Genomic DNA, 25,649 nt, shown 5'->3' on the forward strand with positions numbered 1-25,649 from the left:
CAGTTCCATGTTCGAATTGCACCCCCGAGTATTCAGGATATGAACTCAACGACCCAACCGTATGAGGTGCCGCGCTGCACGAGCGCGCCGTTTAGGCCCTCTGACGTCCTTGTGGCACAATTGCCTATTGACGCTGCGCCAGAAGACAGCGTAGCCGTTCAGATTCCGGGGAGCCCCGCTGAAGGCATGGTGTTGGGAGAGTCCTTTATCCTCTCTCAGGATGTTGCACACCGTGACCATGACCTTATGGTCTCAATCATCGGTGAGCCGGGTATTGTTGCGGATTCCGCAACCGGAGATATCAGTCGGATCACGGCAACCGACCTGCTTTCTCTCTATGATAGCCATGGGAGGGAAGGTCTGCTGCAACTGCAGGGTCGCTGGGCTGCGATCGTTGTAGATCGGCGGCAAGGGCGCATACTGCTGGCCACCGACCGCATGGGCCGCCAACCTCTCTATTATCGCGTGAGCGGAAATGCTGTGCTGGTTGGCAGTAGTCTTGCGAGGCTCCGTGAGCACGCTGCGGATGTGGGACTGGATGCACAAGCGCTTTACAACTATATTTATTTCCATATGGTACCGGCGCCAGGCGCTGTCATTGACGGTTTCCACAAGCTCGGTGCTGCTGCGGTGATGGAACTGACGCGGCAGGGCCCACATCTCTCCCGTTACTGGGTTCCCGATTTTGATGAGAATCGCTCCGTTTCCAAGCCCACAGCGCATGAGGAACTGAGGACCTGCCTTAAGCGAGCGGTAAAGCGCTGTATCTCGCGTGATTCGCGCGAGCAGAATGGGGGGGGCGCCAGCACAAACAGGGACCTCAAAGTTGGAGCCTTTTTGAGCGGCGGCCTGGACAGCTCGACTGTCGCGGGCATGCTTAGTGAGGTTCAAGGCGGTGGTGCCGATGCCTATGTAATCGGTTTCGACGCCGAGGGCTATGATGAAATGCCGTTTGCGCGCCTTGCGGCGCGGCACTTCGGGGTCCGGCTGCATGAGCACTATCTAACTCCGGATGAAGTAGTGCAGGCGTTGCCTGCTATCGCTGCCGCTTTCGACGAACCCTTTGGCAACTCCTCCGTGCTGCCAGCTTACTTCTGTGCCCGCATGGCAAAAAGGGATGGTGTCGATGTGCTGCTTGCCGGAGACGGCGGTGATGAACTTTTTGCGGGCAATGAGCGTTACGCAAGCCAGCGGGTATTCGAGCACTATCGACGGGCACCGCGATGGCTGCGCGCGGGGCTGATTGAGCCGCTGGTGAGGAGCCTGCCTGACAATTTACCGTTGGTGTCCAAGGGCCGAAGCTTCCTTCGGCAGGCCAATACTCCGTTGCCTGATCGCCTCCAGTACTACAGTTTTCTGGAGCAGAACAGCCCGGATGACGTATTCAGTTCAGTTTTTTTACAGCAAGTGGAACAGGCCATCCCTCTGAAGCTGTTGAACGAAATCTATCAGGTTCCAGGCCACGCATCAGCGCTGAACCGCATGCTGTTCCTGGATTGGCAGGTCACTCTGTCCGATAATGACCTGCGCAAGGTGGATCAGGCATGCGCTATGGTAGGAATAGCCGTTCGATATCCGATGCTGGATGATGATCTGGTCGAATTCTCCAGTCGTATTCCCTCGTCCTGGAAGCTGCCGGGCAGCGGATCGAAGCAGGTCAGATTAAGACACTTTTACAAGCAGGCGATGACAGGCTGGTTGCCGGAGGCAACGATTGACAAGAGCAAACACGGCTTCGGGTTGCCTTTCGGTGTGTGGATGAAGACCTATAAGCCGTTGCAGGAGCTGGCCTACGACAATATACTCAAGCTCAAAGAAAGGCGTATATTTTTACCGCAATTTCTAGATAAGGCTATAGCAAGCCACCGGGACGGACATGCCGCTTACTTCGGCGAGCTGATTTGGGTGCTCATGTCGTTGGAATTGTGGTTGGCTGTCAACGAATCTGGTTATCGTATGGAGCAGAATCCATGAACTCAGCTCGTTCGAATAGATGTTTCCCCGCGGTGATAATTTACCTGCTGGCCGGATTCTTTCCAGGAACAGTAGGGGCTCAGCAAGTTCCCTGGGTAGGAGAGTCGCTGGATGGTCGTGCCTGTTCTGACATTGGCACAGGCGCTACAGGGGGGTACGGCCCGTTTGACTATCGAATTCACAAAGATCGGTTGCCGCTAGTAGAAGGGGCACACTTTACCCCTGAAGTAGAGAATTTGATAAGAGGTAAGAGCACCATCCATCCAATGCCTGATGTCAACTACACTTTGAACCGGTTTCCCAATCACCACCGGGCGTTGTATGCTGCTGTCCGATTCGCGCTTGGCGAGTCGACTGCTTCGCGTCGTGAAGGTTACAGTGCGGAGTGCTACCTGCAGCGGGCAATTTATTTCACTCCAAACGATCCTGCACCCTATTTGCTTTTCGGGCTTTATTTGCATCGGGTCGGAGAGCTGGATCGATCGCTCGAAATGTACGAGCGGGCAGAGGAGTTGGCACCTGATAATGGGAATTTACTTTACAACATGGGCCTGCTCCACTTTGACAGAGGCAACTTCGTCGAATCGCGTCGCTATGCCGAACAGGCGTCCAGACTTGGTATCGATTTGCCGGGACTAAAGCGAAAGCTGCAGGAAGCCGGCCATTGGCAGTAGACAGAAGACTGTCTTGGGAAGAGGTGAAGTGCGCAAATTGAAGTTAGTGCCGTCGGTGCTAAGTTCGCTGGTAGTTGCCGAATTGAAGCTGCATGGCAGTAGCGCAAACTAATCCATACAGGTTTACGCTGACATCGAATTTCGCCGGGTCCCCCGGACGCCCGATTCATTGAATGAGAAAGCCAGTTACTAAAGCAGCTTAAATTGAAATCTTCATTTCTTCGCCATGCCCTTCTTATGGCTGATTGCCCAATTAATCACGCTAGACTCGATACCATCATGCCGCCCTGAAAGGGCCCATATTAAGGTGATAAAGAAAGTATAAGAAATCATTCCTATGGATATTGATGTCAGGAGCATTGATATTGGATTTAGCGAGAGTGTCTCTGGTTCAATTTTTATGTAACTTTCAACACAGAATGCCATTAGAAAGGTAGAAATTACTGCTCGCCAGATCATCGTCAAATACTCATAGATTCTGAACATTCCAAGTTTTTGAAGAACGCCTAGATAGACAGATAGTCGGATTACGGAAACAAATACAGCCGCACTCATCATGCCAATGAGTCCATAAGTAACCATGCCAAAAGAAAGAAACAGTAGGCTTAGAAATGCGCTTAATGCGGATAATTTTGCATTTAATTCTAATTGACCTGCACCCATAAGCGCCGAAATTGTTGGGCCAAAAAATGATCTCACCAAGGCAAGCACAACCAGTATTTCTATGACTTCAATGGTTCCAAACCACTCTACCGGGAATAAGCTGGAAACTAGCAGCTCAGCAACAAGAAACAAGCCCACTGCAGCAGGTACAGACAGATAGAAAATCGCTGCCAGGAAGGATGTTAGCAGATTGCGGAAAGCCTCTCGGTCATGTGCCAAACTCGCCAGTCCAGGGAAAAGGACCCTGGAAACGGGCAGCGCGATTTCCTGAATTGGCACCATTGCTATTTGATAACCCACGTCGTAAATGCCAAGAGATTTCGTCCCAAGGAATCTGGTTATAAGGAATTTATCAAATTGCAGCGAGAAGAATGCGCAAACCTCATGAAAGATGACCCAGCGCGACGAACCAATTAAGTGTTTGCCCTCAGACAAGGTCAACCGGTGCTTGCCCGGTGCAAATTTGTGGCTTAGCAATAAATTCATCGTTGTAATGGAAAAATTTCCCACAACAAGAGCCCAAAAAGACCGCAAGATATAGGCTGCTATGATAGTTGCTACAAACCCTGTCAAACGGCAGATGATGTTGACTTTTGCAATAGTTTTGAAGTCAATGTGCTTTTGGAAATTGATAAAATAGGCGCTACTGAAGCAGCTGATCAGAGCGCTGAAGGCAATAACCTGGATCGCCTGCCTGATGCCGGGGTCGCTGGAATAGGCAGTGATAAAAAATTGAGCAAAAATCTGCAAAATGCAGAATATGATTGCCCCTCTGATAATATTAATTGTCCAAGCCGTTTGGTAGTGTGATACAGATAGTCGAACTTTTTGAACCAGAATGGTTTCCACACCTGTCTGGGTCAGGACATTTACCAGTTCTATGACTACTGCGGCAGCAGCATACACACCCAGATCACGTGGGTTCAAAAATCTGGCTAGAATAAGGATGCTGATAAAACCTAGCATCCTGACAAACACATTAAGGAAGATTGTCCAAAGTGATCCGTCTATAATTTTTCGTTCCACGGATTTTTTTGTCATATTTGTACTCTGCCGCATTTTTAATGCTAAGGAACCTCTGATTGGTTACCCCGAGCATTGCGGTAACTAATCAGGGGTTCCATAGTATGCACCGTTCGCAGATCTTGCGCTGGAACTCAGGTTGGATACGCAGACCAAGTTTCCGTCTGCCTACAAGTGATGAATTACTCAGAATGCCCTCAAGGTAATATCGACCTTCGATCACATACATATACATGAAATTTATTTTGACATACTGAAGCTCCTTTACAGTGGTATATTCGGAACGAGTTTGATGAAGATTACATTGCGCGAAGTAGGTTGTGGAGGCGGCGAGTGAGGCGCAATCGTGGTCAAACAGACCTTACAGCACGACGATAGGGTAATATGAATATGCTGATCCTAGGGAAAACCCAAGGTTCTTTGACTCGCGCCCGGGTAGAGGGCGATAGGGTGGCTATCGATGGGGATAGAGAATGTTTGCTTGGCTACAAACTGGATGCTGGAAGGGGGCGCAATGGGGTATTCGTCCAGTGGTATTTAGAAGATGGTGATATCGTGTTGGAAAATGACCGCTACGGCATGTACCCGGTGTATTATCGGGTTGAGGGTCGGGCTCTTGAGTTTTCCTCCTCTATTGCCGACCTGGTGGGCAACGGTCAGCCCGCCAGGTTGAACAATGCCGCGATTGCCGCATTTCTCAGGGCTGGTTCCTTCTTCGGAAATACGACGCCATTTGAAGATGTTGAGGTGCTGCCTCCTGGCGCCACGCTTCGCTTCGGATTAAAGGGTATGAAGTTGGCGTCGGTGCGTGCGACCAGTGGCGCAGATCCTAAACTCTCGCTTGACCAGGCCAGGGACGCGTATGGCGAATTGTTTCGCGCTTCCATGAAGAAGTTCAGCAATGTCTACTCGCAAAAGGTCGCGGTGCCCCTTTCGGGGGGGCGTGACTCTCGCCACATCCTGTTCGCTATGGTCGCCTCCGGAGCTGTTCCAGACGCCTGCATCACGATGCGGCATCGGCCACCAAAGTCTGATGAGGATGCAGAGGTTGCCGGCCAGATTTGCGATCGCCTTGGCCTGAATCACGTCTTGCTGGAGCAGTGGAAATCCCTTCTCCATGTAGAACAAGAGAAAAATAGGCTGACTAATTTCTGTTCCTTGGAACACTCGTGGATTCTGCCACTGGCGCGCTTTTTAGATACAAGTGGATATGACGCCGCGTTTGATGGTATCGGGGGCGATGTGCTGTCAGCAGGCCTATTTCTCTCGCAGCATCGTCTCGACCTGTATCGCAGCGGCAAGCTTGAGCAATTTGCCGATGAGCTGATGGTAAGTGAGGCGTATACGGCCAGATTACTCTCCCGTTCCGCCCACTCGAGTTTCAGCCGCCAGCTTGCGCTGGAATTGATAGTGAATGAACTTGAAAAGTATCAGGGGGAAGTCAACCCGGTCAGCCAGTTCTTTTTCTGGAATCGGACCAGGCGGCATATTGCGCTTTCGAGCTGGCGCATCCTGCAACAGCGTCCTCACGTGCTGGCGCCTTTTCTTGACGAAGATCTATACAACCTTCTTTCCGGGTTACCACCGGAATATTTCCTAGATCATGAATTTCATGAAAAGACGATAGCCCGTCAGTACCCTCAGTGGGCTGATATCCCTTACGAAACGAAATCAAAGCCACACAGGAAGGTACACCCGACTGAAAACCTGCGCGAACTCGGCGAGGTAATGATGCATTTCGTCGCGGGGATCCACCAAACGCCCGGTTGCAACCCCTGGAGTATCTACCCGCATATACTGAAGGGCCTTTTGTCGCCGTCTTATTACCTGCACTCGAAAGATGTCTTCAAGCTTCCTATCTACCTCAAACAATTTGCCCGTCAGTTCGATATCCAGTTCTGATACTCTCAACTTCCCGGTAGCGCTGACTAAGAAAGCAGGTCAGTCAAAGGATTTCTTTTCAAAGAGGATATGAACCCAATTCGGTTGTTCAGCCAGGAAAAAGTTCTGGAGTCTTTGGGTCAGAAATGCAATTTTGGTAAACACTCTTTGGTATAGTTTCCTTTCACATGGCCGTCCTATTGTCGCACCACAATGAATACATGGCTCATCCTGCGAGTACGTTCCATAAGGATTTCCGGCTAAATCCATTAACCAGCAGGACAGTGAATTCGTCCGCTCTTTACTTTTGCCAATGTATGACACTTCAACGAGATTGCAGGTATTGAAAAGCGCCTGCAATTTGCTCTTGCTGAACGAATTCACATGGCCCCAGGGCGGATTCTTTTGTCCGCAAGTCTGGCATGTTGTGCGCCCTACTCGAGTATCCTGCTTGTAGGGCACTCCAATCAGCAAATAGCGGCTGCTGACGCGTGTCAATTCAGTGCAGGCAAGGGTCAGTTTATCAGGCGGGATGTGCTCAAGCACTTCTGCGCATAAGGCAAGTTCATAGCTGTTGTTCGGGAGGTCCAATGATGTAATGTCGCCTTTAATGCAGCGAATTCTTTCATCACTAATAGTGGGAGTCTCGAGATCCAGCGCGGTGACGGCAGATACCTTGCTTGCTAATTGTTCTGCGATGAAACCATCTCGCGCGCCGATGTCTAACGCGGTTTCTAGATGGTCCGGCACGAGCCGCATCAGGTCCGCCACGCGTGCCCGTTCGTTTTCACTGTTGCGGTACTCGGCTAGGCTCAACGGGTGACTCCACTGACTATTGGCTGGTAGGGTGATCGATTGCCTGATGCATGACGATCACTTTCCAGTAAAGCATAGCTCAGAAACAGCTTAAGGTGCTAGGTGTTATCCGGCTGGCAAAAAGGGGGGCTCAATTGACCCAGGAAGGGTAGCCAATAGTGCTAGAAATAGAGTAGTCATCAGTGCTGTCAAGACATGACGGCAGTGTGATCATGTTCCTTGCTCCGGATGGTTCTGGTATTGGATAATCGTCGTGGGTGCGCGGCAAGAATGCAAGTGTGTTGCTTCCCTGTAAAGAAACTGACCGCCGCTATCATAGAGAATTTCTCATAACAATTTGATTTAGAAAGAAAATACCCGTTTCAATCGTTAGTTCTTGTGTGCAGGGATCGGTGATGGAAAGAGATTTACTGCAAAAGCAAGTTGTACAATCGGGTCGTGAGTCTATGCTTCTCGCAGCTGAGACATTGATTGCCCTTTCTGAGCAATTGGGTCGGGAGTACCTGGCCGCAACAGAAATGATACATGATTGTTCAGAGCTGATCATTACAACGGGAGTGGGTAAGTCGGGTTTTGTTGCCAGGAAGTTAGCGGCGACGCTGACCAGTACAGGAAAGCCTTCAGCTTTTCTGGATCCATCAAGCGCCCTCCATGGCGATTTGGGTATCGTTCGTCCGGGCGGTGTTGTCATCGCGATAAGCCATAGTGGCAGCACGGAAGAGATTCTTGCACTAACCCCTGCTTTGAAACACCGTGAAGCCCCCATTATTGCCATTACAGGGATTGCTGATTCCGAGCTGGCAAAACTATCTGCAATTCACCTTCTTGCTCAAATAGAAAAGGAGGCATGTCCACTGAATCTGGCGCCGACCACCAGTATCATTGCGGCACTGGGTATCGCAGATGCGCTTGCTATAGGTGTCATGTTACACAGTAACTACCAGGCCGAGCAGTTCGCTGTCAATCACCCCGCTGGTCGACTGGGGCGTCAACTTACATTACGGATAAGGGACATGATAGGAGATGGCAGGCAAGCAGATTATATATCACCGGATTGGCCGTTCAGTGAAGTTTTAACAGCGATTACCGCTAACAAGATGGGTGCAGTATGTGTTGGCGATTCCACTGGTCGCCTGATCGGCATCATTACGGACGGTGATATAAGAAGAGCGTTGCAACAACGCAGTTTTTCGGAGCTCGAGTCTATGCGCGCAGAGTCAATTATGACTGCTAGTCCTACAATCACCTATGAGGACTGCCTTGCAGTAGATGCTTTGAATGAGATGGAGCAAAGAAAGTCCCAGATATCGGTTTTGCCAGTTGTAAACGAAGATATGAAGATTCGGGGCATGGTGCGGGTTCACGACCTTGTCCGCGCAGGGATTTAACCTATGGGCGGAAAAATTTCCCTGGGAAAAAGGTTCCGGTTTGCGTTGTTCCAGCTTATCGAATGGGCTAGCAATATCCTGAAAGGCCATGGGCAGGAACATCCTGACCATCATTTTGGTGATGTGAATTCTGGCGAAGGGAACCGTTTCGCCTGGATCTTTGTATCCACCTTGGGCGAGTTAAATGCCATTAGGCCATTCCTGATTGAGTTTCTTAAAGGTAGCGATGCAACCAGCGTTGTTTTACTGACGGATCATCCACACTATAAGGCTTCTATGCTCAAGGTATTTCCCGGTTCGGTGGTCATTGATCACGGCATGGAAGGGCGCATTCAATCATATATTCGAAGGTTTCCGCCGCTGTGTTTCTTTCTGGCCGAGATTCCCTGTACCTTGTCAGATGCGCCATGCAGGTTCAGTTACCGGGTGTTGTATGCGATGAAGCGAAAGAATACACCTTGTATCGTCTTGAACGGGTGGCTTTACGATGGGATGCCAAGTTGCACTATGGATCGCATTGAAAAAAAGCTTCTTAACAGTGATTATCTAGACTTGATTGATCTGTTCACCGCGCAGACCAGAACGGTGCGCAATGGAATCCTGGCGGCGGGAGCCAGTGCTGAAAAAGTAGTTGTGACGGGCAACATCAAATTTGATGCGCTTGACCAAGGGGTAACCCTACCGCAACCTCAGGATGGCCTGGGCGAACTGCTGACAGCCGTTAGTACGTCTGAGCGCCTGATCATTACTGCTGGGTGTGTAACAAACATCGCAGAGCAAGAATATGTATTGGATGCGTTTAAACTTGTCATTGAACAAGTCCCTGACGCGCTATTGATACTGGCGCCGCGCCATCCCGAGAACATCGACAGGATGCTGCAGCTGGCTGACTTGCTTGCCGACAGAAATTTGTCTCATGTTTTCCGAACGCAGCAGCAGTCATACGACATGTCTGGCGTCAGCGTCCTGGTACTCGATACCCTGGGAGAACTGGTACATATGTATGGAGTCGCCCAGGTGTGTTTTGTCGGGCTCAACCATAACGTACTTGAACCATTGTCGTTGGGAAAGCCCGTAGTTGTAACGCCTGGCTGGGAAAAGTCATTTCCGAGCTATCCAGTCTACATCGAAACGAAGAAGTCTGGTTTGATTTACGAGTCTGATAATCGAGAGGGTCTGGCCAAATTGTTTTTGGATCTATTGCAACATTCTAAAGACGGAGGTTTTCAAGCGACTATCATGCGTCGCGTTCAGGGTTTAAAAGGAGCAACCCAAAGGAACCTGGAATTGGTTAACGAAGTGCTTTTCGCTTACGAATAGTCAACTTGGGCTGCCTGCTTTGGCAAGTTGTAAAAATTATAAGCTTAGGAAGTTAGGGAATGCGCAATACACTGATAATTTTGACGCTGCTATGCACTCAAGCAGTTTATGGGGCAGAAACGACTACCAAGCCTATCGCTGGCGGGTTTGCTGATTGCATTGCGTCCTATGCTGCTGGCGCGTCTGGCTGGTGCAAAGTATCTGATGATGTTTTTGATAACGTTCGTCTAAGCGACGGAGAGGCGAACGCATTCGGCGTGAAAGGCTCAATCGGATCAAAAGCGGTAATGATCGCATGGAATGGTGGGGCGCTTGATCCGGATAGTCTGACCATGTATTTCCATGGCGGCGGGCACAACGACTATTACGGGAATGAGTGGTACGCCTATGATATTCAGGAAGGGACCTTTGAGCGATTAAATGACCCGTCGCGGCTTACCCATTACTACTCCACAGGGGTAAATAATTATTGCCAAGTACCTGACCCCGCCGTCGCGCCAAGCGCTGCCCATACTTATGACGGGGTTGAGTTTATACCAGAGACGGGCACGATCATTTTGGTAAATCTAGGGTATTCCCAGGCGTGCGGCAGTGAACCTGTGGGGAAGACCTTAATCAGTTCTTCCGAAATTCAGAACTTTTATGAGTTCAACCCATCGAAAACCGAGGTTCGGAATGGTATCCAGCCGCTGTCTTACCGGAATCTTGGGGAGCACAGCCTTAATTACCCCAGGTCGGCAATTTACAATGGACGATATATAGCCGGCAGTAATTACTCTCTGTATCAATACAACTTTAAGGATGGACAGGCAGTACAGCAGTACGAAATATTCAGGAACCCGCCGGCTGGGCAGGGGTTTGCAGAGACGCTTGGCAATGAAGTGGTGACTTATTTGCGTTCTGGATTTTTGTGGACGTTCAGTGCCTCGGGCAGCTCTCGCCACATTTACGATTTCAATCAGATACCAAACGCCGGGGGGATGGCCTGTGGAGTAACTGAGTGCTTGTTCTGGGAAGGGGGTAAAAACGTAACAGTCTGGGAGCGCGCAAACCCCGCCACCTACACTGTTGTCAACCACACGACCGGGCCATTAAATGGTGACAGTCGAGTGTATTCTAAGTTGCAGTATATCCCCGATTATGATGTCTACATCGGGGTCTCTAATATAAACCAGCCGGTACATCTGTATAAGGTCGCGGGTTCTGCTGCTAAATCGCCGGATTCTGAACCTGAACCTGAACCTGAACCTGAACCTGAACCGCAACCAGAACCCAAGCCAGAAACCAAACCAGAACCTAAACCAGAACCTAAACCAGAACCTAAACCTAAACCAGAATCTGAGGTAGTTGAGGCTACGGAACCGGATGAAGGTACCCAGGATTATGATCTAGTATTGAACATTGAGGGCTCCGGCCCTTTCCACCTGGGGGTTGGTTTGCCCAAAGGGGTGGTGGATCAACCCGCTTACCCCAATGCGCAGGCAATTTGTCGGGTACGGTGGAATGATGGCTCGTGCAAGTTTGCCGTTATTACGGGTTATTCAGGGGAGGGTGAGCCTGGGGAGGGTGAGCCTGCTGGTTCAACCGGCATTTCTGTTGATATTGATGGCCTAACGGTTGAACCGGGTACTGCGTTTTATACTGAACCTGGGCCATACTCGGTCGAGAGTTGGTATCGAGAAATGGCAGGTGATTTTCTCGTTTTTTTTTACATTCAGGAATTCAGTCAAGGCGAGCGACACGTCACTATCGCTGTTGAAAACGGCTATGTGAATCTCAACACCGCGAAAGCAGACTATAGTGCGACGGTGACGGTGGGGGATCAGTCAAAAACCTATCAGATTGCACACACTCGCAATACCCGTTGGATCGCGGAGTTTTACGAGGGGCAGTTTGCCAAGGCAAGGCAAGATGTCAATCAACTCATGGAGTCCGGGCTGGTGCCGACTTATCCGCTCAGCCCTGATGCCAAACCGGGCAGTTACCAGGTTTATGCGCCGATGGAAAAAGGCAACCACACGGCCAACATGGGGGCGGCCGGGTATCAGGCACAGATTGGTTTATTGCCTGAATGGGATGCGGCTTATTTAGCCAATCCGAGCGAGGAAGCTTTCGCATCTGTTGTTGCGAACGCCTACGCGATAGGAAGCTACAGGATCGTCTGGCGGGACGTCGATACTGGGGGAATTATCGAACCAGTAAAATTTGGGAAATGGTCGGTACTTGGAGAAAACAAAGGCGGCGTAACGCAGCTCTGCGGGAATAATCTCTGTTGGGAGCGGGCGCACTTTCCGTCCACCGGATACCTCGCTTACTTGCTGACCGGGAATCCCGTCCACCTTGACACGCTAGGCCACACGGCAAGTACCTGTTACCTCGTGCAGACATGGGGGTATGGCGGAGGCATAGGCGAGGCCAGGCTGAACAAAGGGCAGACTCGTGGGCAAGCGTGGTGCTGGCGAGCATCGGGCATGTACGCGGCGATGACTGGCGACAGCAGCATCAAGAATCGGCTGGCCTACAACATGGCGCACTATGCGTCCAGAGCAGGCGACAACGAATTGGGCATCAGTTACTACACGGACGCTTATGGCGCGGGCGTAATTGGACCTTGGCAGCAGAACTTTCGGGTGCAAACGCTCGGATTTCTGAGTGACATTGAGCCCCTGAATGACATGAGCGATCTGATCGCTCTGCGAGACTTCAATTACAAATTTCCGGTCGGCTTGTTGCAGGACAGGTTCTGCCGAGCGGGTAAATACACTCTGCGCGTTGGTGGTTCCGACATGAGCGGGCTTGCATTCTGGGCATGGAATCAGATCGATCTGGGTAATCCTTGTGCAGGCGAACTGGAAGAGCCGAGCGCAACTGATTATTGGGCCAATTTATTGCCCGCTATCAGTTATGCCGTTAAACATAAGGCGCAAGGAGCAGAAGAAGCGTGGGCGCGCGTGAAGGGTGCCAGCAATTTTGACTGGTGGATGGGGAGTTTCGATGAAAAACCGGTATGGGGAATTGCTTTTCCATCACAATTCATGGTGGAGACACCATCTGTAGAGAGTGCGTATGACAGTGCTGACTATTTACCTGGCTGGAGTTATGTTGGTGGTACTTGTATTGACACCAGGAACGCCGTATTGGCCATTGAATCGCTGGAGATACCTACGTTTGACGACGATGGGTGCAGGGTTGTAGCTGGACTCTGGCAGGATCCCTATACCGGCGAGTATTTCACAGATCCTGGCGATCTGGAAATTGACCATCTTGTTCCATTAAGGGAAGCCCACGATAGTGGTGCAAAGTATTGGCTACAGGATCAGAAACTTGCCTATGCAAATGACTCTCTCCTTGCCGACGTTCTCGTCACGGTGAGCGCTAGCACTCACAGTTCCAAAGGACCTGACGATCCAGCGTTGTGGATGCCGCCTGACTCCGCATATCACTGTGAGTACGTTCGAGATTGGGTGGCAGTCAAGAATGCTTATGGTCTCGAGTTTGATGCAGCCGAGATTGATGCAATTGAATCGGTACTGAATGCCGACCTGCAACATGCTACGAGACCGACACAGGCCGGCGTCTACCTGGATGGTGAGAAATCTGCTGCAAACTTCTCACTGGGGTTAACCAGGGATGATGGCTGCGCCTATTATACGGACGCGACTACACAGAATTTATTAGACATTACGGTATCCATCACGCCAGAAGTGCAACACCGTGGAAAGTCGCTCGATATCTTTTTGATAGCTCAGGTTGGGGAGCAGCTTTATTCAGTTTCACCGACCAGAGAGCTGATACCGATCATAGCGGATCTGGAACAGCTAATCGTATTTGACAGCCTTGTATTGTGGGAGACATACGACTTCACGCTTTCCAAGGGATACTTTGAAATGCCAATAGATTTGCAAATTTTTGTTGCATACTGGCCGGATGGTGGCGAATTAGTCTATACACCCGTACCGACCAGGTTGAACATCTACAACTAATTTGAAGTGGTGGCAAAATACTTCAAGAGGCAGCGTGATCGTTCACATTTTCAATGTCTGAACGAGTCTTCGGTGATCCTGCAATGCCAGATCAGCGGGCTGAAATTTCCCTATAGAAGGCCCCCAGCCGATTGGCTATCACTTCAAGGGATAGGTTGTTCAGCGCATATTGACGATTGAATTCACCCATTTCCTTTCTTTTCTCCGGTCGATCCAATAATTCTTTAATGTCAGAGGCAATCTCGGCGATGGTCTGTTGCTTATGCAATAACAGTGCACCCTCTTCCTTCAAATAGTCTGTTATTCCACCACATGCGGTGCAGGCGACAGGTATCCCGCAAGCCATCATCTCCAGCACCGCATTGTTTGCAGTGCAGTCTATTAGCGACATGAAGCCAAGAGAAGAGTTCTGGTAGAGTTCGCGGAGTTCTTCGTCAGAAATATTATCAAGTAAGTTAACATTGACAAAGTCTTTGAATGGTTCACGCTCATACCGCGGTATTAACAAATTAAATTCAATACTGTCTTGTCCGACAAGCTCATTAAGATGCTGAATAACTTCCAACAGCATCTTCATATCCCGCAAGGTACCGCCAACGCTGATAATACTGAATCTCTTATCGACAGCTATCGTTCTACTTGATGGCATGAAAAAATCTGTATCAACATGATGTGGAATGACATGAATTTTGTCAGCGGGCAAGTACCTTTCGAACCAGCCCCGCTGGCTTTCTGACATGAGGATGACGGCATCGAGATGGTCCAATACTGCGTGATTCACTCTTTCATCAAGTCTGGATGGCGGGTAATGATAGGTTGCAACTACCTTTTTGTTCTTGTGCTGCCACATGGGAGTAAAAAAGTAGGTATCTTCGCCATAAATAAAATGACATAAACCAGGTTTACTCGACATAGTAGTGGATAGTGCAGTCAACTCAGGGATCAGACCCTCGTCTCCCACCTGTTGAGGCCTGAGAATGTGAAGGCGCCACCTGATGGCTCTAGGCAGGAATTTCGTTATCAGTGTGCTTAGCACGCCACCCTCTGCTTTCGGATACTCCATATATTCGAACACCGAACTATAACCTGAATGCTTTGCGTGGTGTTTTATCCGCCTATGTACGATATATGTCTGATTTGATTTCATTTTCTGTCACTGTTTATTCAGTCAGAGTGGCTATCAATTCCACAGCGTGTGGATAGACGACTTGCAATTGCTCTCGCCGTTCTGGTCCGACGCGCTGCCTGCTAAAATACGGACTCAGCAGGTACCTGGTAGAACAAAGCGGCTCCCCTTCGTTACAGGTAATTTGCTAAACGCCATATTACAGGTTGCTCTTCCATCCATATTTTTAGTCTATTTTTTGGTGTATGAATAACCTCGAACAGGCCTTCACCTTTAAGGTTAAACAAGTCACCGGTAAAATTAATGTGTCTGCGCGGGACAGGCGTTGCTGTTCGGGGAGAGACTGCATGGATGGATCTCTCGGAATTTATAAAGAAAACCAGTGTGTTCGCTTCATATTCAGCTGTTGAAACCACATCGACCTTGCCATCAACTACCTCCATTGGCGGTTTATCAACTCTTATTCTGTTCTTTCCGGGATACAGATCGGCCTCGTTCTTGGCCTTGCATACATCCAGATTGCTCCCGTCAGAATCGTCCTCATCGCTTCTAAAGTAGAGCAAGGCTGCATACAATTCAGTGGGCCGGTCTACGTGGGGGCCCCTTACGGCGCGAACTTGTTCTGTAAAATTAACGTAGAACTGACATTCCATCGATAAATCTGCTTCATGGTTTTCTGGATTCTTGGCAGCGCCCGTTCTTCGCCGGCTGCAACTGAGTGCTTCAAGTTTTTTACCTAACTCGGCTTCTAATCCCGGGTGAGTCTTTTTTATAGTGCTTTCAAACACGCGCAATATATCCTGGAAAAACGAAGCAGATGTATGGTATTCCATAAATTCTCGCCACAACGGGCTCACTTTTTCATTCTCACAGGCAAGTATTGCCGGGTAATCAAACCATGTGTCTTTTTTTTCTCTTCCGTTCAGGACAATGTCGACGCCTGGCTGCTCTGCTTTCAATTGCTGAAATATCTCTTTATCCAGAGCATTCTTTATAACCAAATGTGGATAAGGCTCCAGAATCACGTCTTCTTCGGCCGCATTGGATAGTATACTTAGCCTCGGGTTTCTCATCGCAAGTTCCTTATTGGGCTTATACTTCATATCGGAAAACTCACTAACAATTACTTGAATTTCGATATAAACCTGGACAGGTAGTTAACATGGTACATTTGTCTAAAGTTGCTGCTCCACTTTTTATGCCATTCCATTACTTTTCCGTAAAACTCTATGCTTTTGAAGCGTTTATGATTAAAGAATTCTTCAAAATAGACTTTGCGCATCAAAAGTGCGGGTGAGCTGGAATTGTACGTTTCATCGTAAGTGGTCTTCAGGATAATAAACGTTTCGCCATCGTCGATACACAGGTCAACTGCCGCAACTTTCCCGTTGAGAAGAAGTTGGTATACTCTGGCATTGTTTGATGTAGCAAACTCACCGAGCAGTTTTGTGTAGAATCTGCCCTGGGCGTTGCTTATGCTGACGGCGGTCCCTGCAGTTTGCTTCCAGCCAGCAGATTCAATCTCCCCATATTGCCTTACTGCATCTTTCATATCCTCAGGGCTGGTTATCTCAATAACCTGCATTTCTATGCCGGCCTTGTTCAATCTGTTCCGCTGCTTGTTTAAGTTGTGTCGTAAGTTCTTTCCCCTGCCTGACCAATAGGCTTCCCAGTCACTGCCGATACTGATCTTTGCTGTCTGAATATAGTCTACCGTTCTTAAGCGCTTCGAAGGCGGGGGTCTCACTAATAATTCTGGATCCTGCTGGGTTATGCCAAATAACAGGCAGATTCCAGGAATAGATGTTTGGAGCGTGTCTAATAATTCGTCAATTGAATAGCTACTGTCGTGAAGCCAATATCCCAAAGGGCTTTGTGAAGCCTGAAATGTCTCCCAGGACCCCATTTTCTTTCTAAAAATAATTGCTATTGCGATGATGCCCTTGTCAACCTGACAGACAGCGATTTTCTCTGAACCACTGGAGAAAAATTCAATACAGGGTTCGACAAACCGTAAGTCTAATAATGGCGTTTTTGGACCTGCAAGATTCAGCTTTTTCCAATCTTCACGAAAGTCACTGAATTGCGTTATAGGGTGGAAAGACCACTTCATTAGAGCTTCCAGATTTCTACGGGTTGTTTATGATGATTTCTGCAATCAAGTCTGTCATCCAGTCAATTTCCGATTCCGTCAGTACCTGATGGCAGGGAAATTGAAAGACTGTCTTTGAGAGATGAACGCTGTTAGAGCAGGTAGCTTCATCAACTCCATCCCAAAGAAATTCACCGAATCTGATAATAGGCACGCCCCTGGTTTTCATCGGATAAAAGACGCCGTGCGGATTCTTCACTTTTAGCGGGTAAACATAGGGTACAACATGCGCCGGTAGCTCTTTATAGAGCGGCTCACAATTTGGCAAGTTCGACAGTTTCTCGTGAATGCGCAGATAGTTGCGCCTTCGACCTTCGACTATTTTTTTGTGATTGCTGTGATTCATAAGATAGCGCGAAAATCTGGACATGCTCTTGTTTAGCCAGTTCGCGTCAAGCCCGTATCCACCGTCAGATGATCCGGGGGCCAGAGAAGCGCTTCCGCTGGAATATGCGCGTCGTTTTTTAAAACGTCTCCATACCAAGTCCTTTAATTTCAAGGGTGGTTTCAAGAAAAAACCTATTGAATTGAGGCGACCGTAGCCAAGGGATTTTTCAACGGTGTTCAGGAAAGACTTTATTTCGAACCCTCGACCCGCACTGGTTATTGCAGGAATCTTTACTGGATTTCTGGATGCCAGGCACCCTCCATCATAGACCGGGAAAAACTTCATAATACTCGCTATAGCGTAGTCGCCGATTGTTCCGATCGAGCGGGATCCGGCTGTTCCAAAAAAGGCGTGGGCGCAGTCTTCAATCAGGACGATGCCGCGCTCATTGCACAGTTCGCGGACAGGCTGTAAATCCTGGGGAAAGCCAAAATAGTGTGTAACCAATATTGCCTTTACATCGGAATTGGACTTTTCTACCAGATCTTGCAGGTCGATAGTAGTATCTTCGTTCACGCGATAAAAAACCGGTTCAGCACGGACCTGAATAACAGGTTCTATCATTGAGCTGCAATGGTAGGCGGGCACCAGTACGGCGTCACCATGGCCAACTTTCGCGTCTGTTAATGCCAAAGTGATCGCTATGCGACCGCTGGTTACAAACACGTTGTGGTTTGCGTCCAGTATCGATGGGAAATCTGGAGCTTGTCGTTTAAGGCTAAACGTGCTTTTTGACAAGACTGCCTGGGTAGGTATTTTAGGTTTCGGGAAATCCATTTTCGTTCTTGAAATCAAAGCCTAGGATTGGGCAGGCAATATAGCCAGTAGTCTCAATAGCCGCCTGGTTTGCTCAAGTTATGGTTCTATCGTTGTTGGGTTAGGAAATCAGAAGTCAAAAGCCGTACACTTTAATTAATATATTAATACTGGCGTATTTTTCCCTGATTCTTGGCTCGGAAAGCCGCTATAATATGAGAACTTTCATGTAATTACGAGATATTTGGTGCGAAATTGACTAGCCAGGGCGGAATACCTTGAAATGAAGAGGGTTTTACTCATTGCCTATCACTACCCGCCTGTTGGTGCGAGCAGTGGCGTGCACAGGACATTGAAGTTCTCGCAATACCTGAGAGACTTTGGTTGGGAGCCGATTGTTTTGACGGTGCACCCAAGAGCCTACGAGCGTGTCAGCGACAATCAACTTAAGGATATACCACCTGATTTGGTTGTTAAGCGAGCATTCGGATTGGATACAGCGCGGCAGTTAGCCCTGGGAGGACGCTATTGGGGTGCACTGGCATTGCCGGACCGATGGGTGAGTTGGTGGCTGGGTGGTATTTTCTCTGGCAACTCATTGATCCGTAAGTATAATCCAGATGTCATATGGTCTACTTATCCTATTGCCACAGCCCATATGATTGGCAGATCGCTTCATCGCAGCAGTAATATTCCCTGGGTGGCTGATTTCAGAGATTCGATGACGGAGGAACATTATCCGCCGGGCAGGGTTAAATGGAATATGTATCGCGGCATTGAGAAAGATGCAGTGAATATGGCCGCCAGGGTTGTATTTACCACGCCGGGTACCCGGGAGATGTACTCTGAGCGCTACCCTGAGGTCCCAGCAGACAGATGGACAGTGATTGAAAACGGATTCGATGAAGACAATTTTGCTGCCGCGGAAGACCCAGTATCCTCGCAAACGACTCCTTCAGAGAAACTGACCCTGCTTCACAGCGGATTGTTGTATCCGTCCGAACGTGATCCAACCCAGTTCTTTCAGGCGTTGTCGGAGCTCAAAAACGAAGGTGCTATCGATGGCAATAGACTAGGAATTGTATTGAGGGCTAGTGGTCATGAAAATATTTTTCAACCCATGCTGGAGCGATATGAGATTGCTGATATTGTCGAACTGGCTCCGCCGCTTCCATACAGCGATGCTTTGAAAGAAATGTTGAACGCAGATGGGCTTCTATTGTTCCAGGCATCAAATTGTAATCATCAGATTCCGGCAAAGATCTATGAATACTTTCGCGCAAAGCGGCCAATTTTTGCGCTGACCGACCCATCTGGCGACACGGCGAGGACGATTATCGAGTCGGGCATAGATACACTGGTTCCCCTGGATTCTTGTGGGGAAATTAAGTCAGGATTGGTTGATTTTATACAAAGATTGAAGAATGGAAGCGCTCCACTGGCAACGGAAGCGGTGATTTATTCGCACTCGAGGAAGGCCAGGACAGAACAGTTGGCGAAACTGCTGAATGCAGTGGTTGAATAAGTTAGTTGAAGTCTGAAAGGTGATAAATGACAACGATTGATGAAGTGAGACAGGTATTAAGAGATGTGCTTCAGCTTGGTGATAAAGCGAGTACATTGACGATGGATACAAGCTTGTTGGGGGGCATTCCAGAATTTGACTCCATGGCGGTCGTAGGGGTGATAACTGCTCTCGAAGAAACTTACGGTTTTGTTGTGGACGATGATGAAATTGATGCGGAAGTATTTGAAACGGTAGGGAGTTTAGTAGAATTTGTAGACAGCAAACTTAATTCCTGAGCGTGAAGACTGCAGCGCTTACCCCATTCTTTTTAGATGGCACAATAGGGCGGATTTTTTGCCTCAGCATTGCGGCACGAAATTCGGTTAAGAGCGCATCCCCTGTTCTTTTTATACCGCCGTTTGCAGAAGAGATGAATAAATCGCGCCACTTGTTCCGATCGCTGGCGCAATTATTGGCGGAATCTGGAATAGAGAGCTTAATTTTTGACTTATTTGGTACCGGCGATAGCGAAGGAGACTTCGGGGAAGCGTCCTGGGACATCTGGGTCGAAGACCTGCGCCGTGTCCATCAATGGCTAATTAAGGAAGTAGATGCTCCGGTCTCAATCCTATCCTTACGGGCTGGTGCGTTATTGGCGGCGGATTATATTCAGCGCTATTCTCCAGATCTCGACAGATTGATTCTTCTGGCACCTGTTGTCAAAGGGGAAAATTTTCTGTCCCAGTTTCTGCGGCTGCGTATTGCCGCTGAAATGTCTGAGAATACACCTGACAAAGCAACCCTGAAGTCGCTGAAAGAGGATTTACAGTCGGGCAAGTCGGTGGAAATCGCCGGATATTCCCTGAGTCCGCCATTGGCAAAAGGAATGATGAACAGCGCCATTTATGAAGGCATCTTTCAGGCGAGAAATATTCGAATCATAGACTGGATTGAGCTGCTCGCAAGCGAGGATCGCCCAGTGCCTGTCGTGCACAAGCAGCTTGTTGAGCAGATGGCTGCTGCTGATCTACCAATAACCCTGCACAAGTTCTGCGGCCCCGCATTCTGGTCAGCTGCAGAGTTGGTAGAACTCCCGAATCTATTGTTATCGATTCGAAATATACTACGGGGCAAATGAACTGTATGGTCGTTGAAGAGGCAACAGTCTTTGAGTGCCGTGGTGAGCAACTTGTTGGGATTATACATAGACCACAAATACCTAAGGCAACCGGGGTAGTGGTAGTCGTAGGCGGGCCACAATATCGGGTGGGGTCTCACAGGCAGTTCCTGCTGCTAGCACGCCACTTGGCCGATAACGGATTTCCTGTATTGCGGTTTGATTACCGCGGTATGGGAGACAGCAGCGGTGCGCTAAGAACATTCGAGGACATTTCCGATGATATTCATGCTTCCATCAATCATTTTTTAGCATCAGTCCCTGAAATAAAACGCATCGTCATCTGGGGGTTATGTGATGCGGCCTCAGCGTCCTTGTTCTACGCACATACAGATTCAAGAGTTGCAGGGCTTGTTTTGCTGAATCCCTGGGTAAGAACTGCACAAGGTGAAGCCGAGGCAATAGTTAAGCAATATTACCTGTCACGATTGCTGAACAGAGCATTCTGGCTCAAGCTCCTACAAGGTAGAGTGAGCATCCGGGCATCTTTCAAGTCGCTATTTGGTAATATTCGGAAAATGCTCTTCACAGCAAAAAATGCCCAGGAAGACGATGTAAGCGACATCGCAAAAGCCTCGCTACCAGATCGCATGTTGAAGGGATTTCGACAATTCAATGGAGAGTTACTGATTATACTGAGCGGGAAAGACCTGACGGCAGACGAATTCAGAAACCTGATGTCAAATTCAAATGAATGGCGACAGCAAATCAAGAAGAGTGGTGTCAGCGTGCTGGAATTGCCCAAGGCAAACCACACATTCTCCAGTGATGAACTACGTAACCAGGTAAATATGTGGACGCGTGACTGGTTGTTGGACAGACATTGAAATAGATGAAGTGCTGCACCCATTTCTCTAAGCAAACTTGGGATAGGCGCGAATAACTGGATAGAGCTACATGAATCATTTACGAACCATCAGGGATACAGTTATCTGCTATGCGGAATTTTGTTATATGTGGCTGTTGGCTTGCGTGGGTAACCCGAGCAAGCAAATTGACCAAGAAGGAGTTTTGCTACTTGCCTGGCTGTTTCCTCCAAAGATATCCGGAGGCGTCTATCGTCCGGTTTCGCTCGTGCGCTACGGAAAGGAGAGGAATTGGCGAGTCAATGTAATTTCTGGGGCGTACCATGGCGACCCAACAGAGGCAGGCAACTACCTGCTGAAATCGTTACCGGAACAGGTCGAGGTACTCAGGGTTGAACAGTCAACAAGAGAGCCGAGTTACAGGTTTTTCCCACGGATAGATGGAGGTTTTGCTCATATAGCCAGAACGTTTTTCCTTGCGCGAATCAAATACCGTAATTCACCACCCTCAATTGTCATGGGAACAGGGCCCGTGTTTCATAATTTTGTTGCGGCTTATTTCTTGGCAAAGTTTTTCCGCGCAAAGTTAGTATTAGAGTATCGTGATGAATGGACGGAAAGTCCCTTTGATTTCATAGATGTTGGCAACGTAGATAAATACTGGGAAGAAAAATGCCTTTCAAAAGCTGATCTGGTCATATTTACGACTGAATCTCAATTGGAGCATCAGCTTGGTGTTTTTAAAAAGCTCGTTCGCGAGAAATGTAAGGTCGTACCCAATGGATGGGAGCCAGATGATTTTGAGTCGAATGGGCAAGCAGAAAAAGAGGCCAATGGCGGTGTGACTAGAATTTCATTTGTTGGAAATCTTGGTGATCATACGCCTCCCGATTCATTTCTACTATTTATGGAACAGTTTTTTGAAAAGTATGAGGATTACAAGGATCGTATTGAGTTAGTCTTTATAGGGCAAAAGTCGCAAAAAGCCCTAAACGCGGTTAATAGATTTAAGCATAGAGAGAACATTAAGCTAATTGATCAAGTATCGAAGAAAGAAGCTGCAAAATATATGAAAGACTCGCAGGCATTACTGCTATTCTCAACTGTAGCACTTAGACGTTACCTGCCAGGCAAGTTGTACGACTATCTTGCGTCAAAACGACCTATTCTATGTTTCGGGGAAGAGGGCGAAATATCGCGTCTGATAAAGCAACTCGAGGCAGGATACTTTATCAATGACGCAGATAGTTTGCGAGAAGCTCTAGAGCTGATTGGTGGAAAATCCTCTTCTCAATGCACGCAAAAACTTGAACAATGGCTGGCTGGCCATACTAGGAAAGAGATGGCTGATAGAACACTAAATCTGTTTGAATCTATCTGTGCACCTGTTTCGGTAGTGAAAGGGTCACATTAATCGAGTCTCTTTTCTCGCTTTTTGTTAAGTGGGCGCTAGCTGACGAGCGCCTGATAAAGAAGTATATGCTGTTTTGCAATGTTTTCTGGCAGCCAGTCAGTTGATGCCAAGCTCGCGTTTTTCTGGCCAAGACCCTCATCTGCAAGTCTATAGCCGTTTTCTATAGCTTTTCCCATGGAAAGCAAACTGGTTGGATCAAACGCCGGATTGCCGGTATATCGCAGCCATTCGCCCACATTGCCCGTATTCGGCCCGACAACCACTTTACCGAAAGTAAATGCCAATGGAAGGATTCCCGAGTTCAGTACTTTTATTCTAGGGATAAGAACAATATCCGCGGCATGAAAATAAGCCGGGATTTCATCGTTAGATACCAAGCCGTGGTGAAATAGGGCATATTGAGAACGTTGCCAGCGTAGTTCCTGAATCTTATGGAATAGCTTTAGAAAAGGATTGTGTCGCTGCCTGGATTTGCGAAAGTATCTCCAGTTCGATACCAGTAGCGTTTTCTGCGGAACTTTAGCAGCGGCAAATGCATCGAGAATCAGATTCTCTTCTTCCTCATGGCGGATGGAGCCGAATACCACCATGAGCTTCCTGTCTTTAGCGATCCCCATTTTTTTTCTGGCCGAGGCCTGAGAGTCTTCAGTCAACAAATTATGGTATGACTGGTGCGGAATCAATCGATGTACGATCGGCTCAGGCTGATACCGCGCAATGTCAGAATATAGCTCCTCGTAGAGCTGAATGCTGGTGTTACCGAAATGAATAACTGCGTGTGCGAAACCGAAAAGCAGCTTATAGAGATCCCCAAAAAGTGGATTGTCACTGTAGTGAGGTTGTGAATTGTGCATCGTCACGACAAATTTGCAGTTGCTGTAAAATCCTTCCAATAATACCTGTAAGTCTTTTAGCCCCTTTTCAGTAACGTGCCTCCAGGAGAACAGTTCCTCAGGCCAATGAAAGTGGACGATATCGTGCCTTTTCAGATGTAGCCAGAAGTTATCGATACCCATTGTCAGTTGGCAGTGTGGAGCTAGCGACTGCGCCAGATCTGCGGAGTATGAGTTGGGTTGCCTATTGGTAGCTAACAAGACAGAGAGAGATTTATCATTCATTGGTTATTTCCTGTCGCCTAAGAATGTCGCTTTGCATTTGCGCTTGAATCCGCCCGGAGCTTGAGTGAATCCCATTGCCTAGTCTCTGGGCAAGCTGCATTGTTTCCCTAGGCGTCTGGCCGCGAAGGCTGTGTACCCCAGTAACCAGTCGATCCGCCAATTCAGCGACTGAATATACTGGTTGTGTTACCTGTTTAACTGTTTCCAGGTTAACCTCTTCAGTATATTGCTTGCCTACTACAGGCGCGTCGCTTAAAGTTATATGCCAAATTTTGGGGTGTCCAGCAAGCCCCGGAAAGTCCTCTGAACCTAAAATGCATAGTCCGTAATATGACCCACGACGATCTTAATGTTATCGCACTCTATTTGCCACAGTATCACCCGATTCCAGAAAATGACGAATGGTGGGGGAAGGGGTTCACTGAATGGACGAATGTCGCAAAAGCCAAACCTCTCTATCGGGGCCACAATCAACCCAGCCTACCGTCTGACCTTGGGTTTTATGACTTGAGGGTTTCTGAAACTCGTGAGGAACAAGCCAGTCTGGCCCGTGAGTATGGAGTGACCGGATTCTGCTACTATCACTATTGGTTTGGGGGTGGCCGAAGACTGCTTGAACGTCCTTTTAATGAAGTCCTTAAAACGGGAAAACCCGATTTTCCGTTCATGCTATGCTGGGCAAACCAGACTTGGACTGGTATCTGGCATGGTCTGGACAAAAAGGTTCTGGTTGAGCAGACATACCCTGGCCGAGAGGACGAGATCCAACATTTTGAATATCTTCGACGTGCCTTCAGTGATCCCCGTTACATCCGCGTAGATGGAAAGCCTGTCTTCATGATCTTCCAGCCCAACATCTTGCCAGAATCCGCAAATTTTACAAATCGTTTGCGCAACATGGCTGAAGATGCCGGTTTCGACGGCCTGTATCTTATTGCCGAACACGGCGATCCGTTCTGGAATGCAAAAGAATTCGGATTTGACGCATTCGTGAACAAGCCTGGTTTTCGCAGACGGCGGGGTTGGACGCCGTGGAAACATCCAGTAGAAAAACTTCGGAACAAATGGCTGGACTTTAGAGATAAGCCAACGATTTCAGACTATCGGTCTATGATCGAGTATTTTGTCCCCGAGAACGCGTCAAACCTTGCAATTCCATGCGTATTACCAAATTGGGACAATACGCCGCGTAGTGGTAGTCAAGGCCTTGTGCTTAGTGGTTCTACGCCAGAGGCTTTCGGGAACATGCTCGATAGGGCGATAGAGCGTTGTCATCGCCGTACTGCCGAGGATAATTTTCTGTTCGTTAAGTCGTGGAATGAATGGGCCGAAGGAAATCATCTTGAACCAGGTGTTGAGTATGGGCACGGCTATCTGGAACAGTTGAAAGCCCGAGTATTGAAAAGTTGAACGCCTGGCTCTCGCAAGCCAATGGAATATGACTACCCAAGTCAACAATCTTTGCTAGGAAATCCTATGGATT

General features: G+C 48.5%; 19 protein-coding genes. 12 read left to right on the forward strand and 7 right to left on the reverse strand.

The genetic code is table 11. The annotated features are described in order from the left end of the window. The first annotated feature begins 111 nt into the window (after positions 1–111). The gene (locus R3F50_10650) at positions 112–1,974 is read left to right on the forward strand and encodes an asparagine synthase C-terminal domain-containing protein (GenBank protein ID MEZ5490766.1); all 1,863 of its coding nucleotides are present in this window, start codon (positions 112–114) and stop codon (positions 1,972–1,974) included. Next, positions 1,971–2,648 (forward strand): hypothetical protein, encoded by a 678-nt coding sequence (locus R3F50_10655; GenBank protein MEZ5490767.1) that lies wholly within the window; start codon positions 1,971–1,973, stop codon positions 2,646–2,648. Before R3F50_10650 ends, R3F50_10655 begins: the two co-directional genes overlap by 4 nt. A gap of 213 nt (positions 2,649–2,861) precedes the next feature. Here R3F50_10655 and R3F50_10660 read toward each other — a convergent pair whose 3' ends face one another. After that, positions 2,862–4,352 carry an oligosaccharide flippase family protein gene (locus tag R3F50_10660; GenBank protein ID MEZ5490768.1) on the reverse strand — a complete coding sequence of 497 codons (1,491 nt, stop codon included), beginning with the start codon at positions 4,350–4,352 and terminating at the stop codon, positions 2,862–2,864. A gap of 366 nt (positions 4,353–4,718) precedes the next feature. On the opposite strand from R3F50_10660, the gene R3F50_10665 reads away from it, so the two are divergent. Further along, entirely contained in the window at positions 4,719–6,236 is a 1,518-nt protein-coding gene (locus tag R3F50_10665; GenBank protein ID MEZ5490769.1) for a hypothetical protein, read from the forward strand. A gap of 39 nt (positions 6,237–6,275) precedes the next feature. Here the strand turns inward: R3F50_10665 and R3F50_10670 are convergent, their stop codons facing one another. Continuing rightward, positions 6,276–7,031 (reverse strand): class I SAM-dependent methyltransferase, encoded by a 756-nt coding sequence (locus R3F50_10670; GenBank protein MEZ5490770.1) that lies wholly within the window; start codon positions 7,029–7,031, stop codon positions 6,276–6,278. Positions 7,032–7,426: 395 nt separating this feature from the next. Here R3F50_10670 and R3F50_10675 point away from each other — a divergent pair, with 395 nt between their 5' ends. Genes R3F50_10675 through R3F50_10685 form a run of 3 tightly spaced genes read left to right on the forward strand, consistent with a single transcriptional unit; the run spans position 7,427 to position 13,722 of the window. Continuing rightward, positions 7,427–8,419, forward strand: coding sequence for a KpsF/GutQ family sugar-phosphate isomerase (locus R3F50_10675; protein ID MEZ5490771.1), 993 nt, complete (start codon positions 7,427–7,429; stop codon positions 8,417–8,419). 3 nt (positions 8,420–8,422) lie between these two features. Then, the gene (locus R3F50_10680; protein ID MEZ5490772.1) at positions 8,423–9,739 is read left to right on the forward strand and encodes a glycosyltransferase N-terminal domain-containing protein; all 1,317 of its coding nucleotides are present in this window, start codon (positions 8,423–8,425) and stop codon (positions 9,737–9,739) included. Between the two features lie 59 nt (positions 9,740–9,798). Further along, complete coding sequence (locus R3F50_10685; protein ID MEZ5490773.1) at positions 9,799–13,722, forward strand: HNH endonuclease family protein; 3,924 nt, start codon at positions 9,799–9,801, stop codon at positions 13,720–13,722. Positions 13,723–13,813: 91 nt separating this feature from the next. On the opposite strand, the gene R3F50_10690 is transcribed toward R3F50_10685, so the two are convergent. From R3F50_10690 to R3F50_10705, 4 genes are all read right to left on the reverse strand, one after another. Beyond that, entirely contained in the window at positions 13,814–14,797 is a 984-nt protein-coding gene (locus tag R3F50_10690; protein MEZ5490774.1) for a glycosyltransferase family 4 protein, read from the reverse strand. A gap of 224 nt (positions 14,798–15,021) precedes the next feature. Then, positions 15,022–15,921: a hypothetical protein gene (locus tag R3F50_10695; protein MEZ5490775.1), complete on the reverse strand. Its 900-nt coding sequence runs from the start codon at positions 15,919–15,921 to the stop codon at positions 15,022–15,024. A 50-nt stretch (positions 15,922–15,971) separates the two neighbouring features. Continuing rightward, on the reverse strand, positions 15,972–16,961 hold the full coding sequence (locus R3F50_10700; protein ID MEZ5490776.1) for a GNAT family N-acetyltransferase: 990 nt from the start codon (positions 16,959–16,961) through the stop codon (positions 15,972–15,974). Between the two features lie 16 nt (positions 16,962–16,977). Further along, entirely contained in the window at positions 16,978–18,165 is a 1,188-nt protein-coding gene (locus R3F50_10705; protein ID MEZ5490777.1) for an aminotransferase class I/II-fold pyridoxal phosphate-dependent enzyme, read from the reverse strand. 262 nt (positions 18,166–18,427) lie between these two features. On the opposite strand from R3F50_10705, the gene R3F50_10710 reads away from it, so the two are divergent. The 5 genes from R3F50_10710 to R3F50_10730 all read left to right on the forward strand — a co-directional run bounded on the left by R3F50_10710 (position 18,428) and on the right by R3F50_10730 (position 23,048). Continuing rightward, complete coding sequence (locus R3F50_10710) at positions 18,428–19,669, forward strand: glycosyltransferase (GenBank protein MEZ5490778.1); 1,242 nt, start codon at positions 18,428–18,430, stop codon at positions 19,667–19,669. 26 nt (positions 19,670–19,695) lie between these two features. After that, the gene (locus tag R3F50_10715; GenBank protein MEZ5490779.1) at positions 19,696–19,947 is read left to right on the forward strand and encodes a phosphopantetheine-binding protein; all 252 of its coding nucleotides are present in this window, start codon (positions 19,696–19,698) and stop codon (positions 19,945–19,947) included. A gap of 2 nt (positions 19,948–19,949) precedes the next feature. Then, a complete protein-coding gene (locus tag R3F50_10720; GenBank protein ID MEZ5490780.1) occupies positions 19,950–20,789 on the forward strand; it encodes a hydrolase 2, exosortase A system-associated in 840 nt (279 codons plus the stop codon). Between the two features lie 5 nt (positions 20,790–20,794). Further along, positions 20,795–21,655 carry a hydrolase 1, exosortase A system-associated gene (locus R3F50_10725; protein MEZ5490781.1) on the forward strand — a complete coding sequence of 287 codons (861 nt, stop codon included), beginning with the start codon at positions 20,795–20,797 and terminating at the stop codon, positions 21,653–21,655. A 70-nt stretch (positions 21,656–21,725) separates the two neighbouring features. Next, positions 21,726–23,048: a glycosyltransferase gene (locus tag R3F50_10730; GenBank protein ID MEZ5490782.1), complete on the forward strand. Its 1,323-nt coding sequence runs from the start codon at positions 21,726–21,728 to the stop codon at positions 23,046–23,048. Positions 23,049–23,083: 35 nt separating this feature from the next. On the opposite strand, the gene R3F50_10735 is transcribed toward R3F50_10730, so the two are convergent. After that, positions 23,084–24,166 (reverse strand): hypothetical protein, encoded by a 1,083-nt coding sequence (locus R3F50_10735; GenBank protein ID MEZ5490783.1) that lies wholly within the window; start codon positions 24,164–24,166, stop codon positions 23,084–23,086. Between the two features lie 330 nt (positions 24,167–24,496). On the opposite strand from R3F50_10735, the gene R3F50_10740 reads away from it, so the two are divergent. After that, positions 24,497–25,576, forward strand: coding sequence for a glycoside hydrolase family 99-like domain-containing protein (locus R3F50_10740; GenBank protein ID MEZ5490784.1), 1,080 nt, complete (start codon positions 24,497–24,499; stop codon positions 25,574–25,576). Positions 25,577–25,649: the final 73 nt, after the last annotated feature.

This window comes from Gammaproteobacteria bacterium (assembly GCA_041395725.1).
Taxonomy (GTDB): domain Bacteria; phylum Pseudomonadota; class Gammaproteobacteria; order Pseudomonadales; family Pseudohongiellaceae; genus NORP240.

What these genes read in the sequence shown, in the direction of transcription:
- R3F50_10735 (MEZ5490783.1), bottom strand. Translation starts at nt 24,166, where the DNA reads ATGAATGATAAATCTCTCTCTGTCTTGTTAGCTACCAATAGGCAACCC.
- R3F50_10705 (MEZ5490777.1), bottom strand. Translation starts at nt 18,165, where the DNA reads ATGGATTTCCCGAAACCTAAAATACCTACCCAGGCAGTCTTGTCAAAA.
- R3F50_10710 (MEZ5490778.1), top strand. Translation starts at nt 18,428, where the DNA reads ATGAAGAGGGTTTTACTCATTGCCTATCACTACCCGCCTGTTGGTGCG.
- R3F50_10725 (MEZ5490781.1), top strand. Translation starts at nt 20,795, where the DNA reads ATGGTCGTTGAAGAGGCAACAGTCTTTGAGTGCCGTGGTGAGCAACTT.
- R3F50_10700 (MEZ5490776.1), bottom strand. Translation starts at nt 16,961, where the DNA reads ATGAAGTGGTCTTTCCACCCTATAACGCAATTCAGTGACTTTCGTGAA.
- R3F50_10680 (MEZ5490772.1), top strand. Translation starts at nt 8,423, where the DNA reads ATGGGCGGAAAAATTTCCCTGGGAAAAAGGTTCCGGTTTGCGTTGTTC.
- R3F50_10655 (MEZ5490767.1), top strand. Translation starts at nt 1,971, where the DNA reads ATGAACTCAGCTCGTTCGAATAGATGTTTCCCCGCGGTGATAATTTAC.
- R3F50_10660 (MEZ5490768.1), bottom strand. Translation starts at nt 4,352, where the DNA reads ATGACAAAAAAATCCGTGGAACGAAAAATTATAGACGGATCACTTTGG.
- R3F50_10675 (MEZ5490771.1), top strand. Translation starts at nt 7,427, where the DNA reads ATGGAAAGAGATTTACTGCAAAAGCAAGTTGTACAATCGGGTCGTGAG.
- R3F50_10715 (MEZ5490779.1), top strand. Translation starts at nt 19,696, where the DNA reads ATGACAACGATTGATGAAGTGAGACAGGTATTAAGAGATGTGCTTCAG.
- R3F50_10730 (MEZ5490782.1), top strand. Translation starts at nt 21,726, where the DNA reads ATGAATCATTTACGAACCATCAGGGATACAGTTATCTGCTATGCGGAA.
- R3F50_10740 (MEZ5490784.1), top strand. Translation starts at nt 24,497, where the DNA reads ATGACCCACGACGATCTTAATGTTATCGCACTCTATTTGCCACAGTAT.
- R3F50_10665 (MEZ5490769.1), top strand. Translation starts at nt 4,719, where the DNA reads ATGAATATGCTGATCCTAGGGAAAACCCAAGGTTCTTTGACTCGCGCC.
- R3F50_10685 (MEZ5490773.1), top strand. Translation starts at nt 9,799, where the DNA reads ATGCGCAATACACTGATAATTTTGACGCTGCTATGCACTCAAGCAGTT.
- R3F50_10695 (MEZ5490775.1), bottom strand. Translation starts at nt 15,921, where the DNA reads ATGAGAAACCCGAGGCTAAGTATACTATCCAATGCGGCCGAAGAAGAC.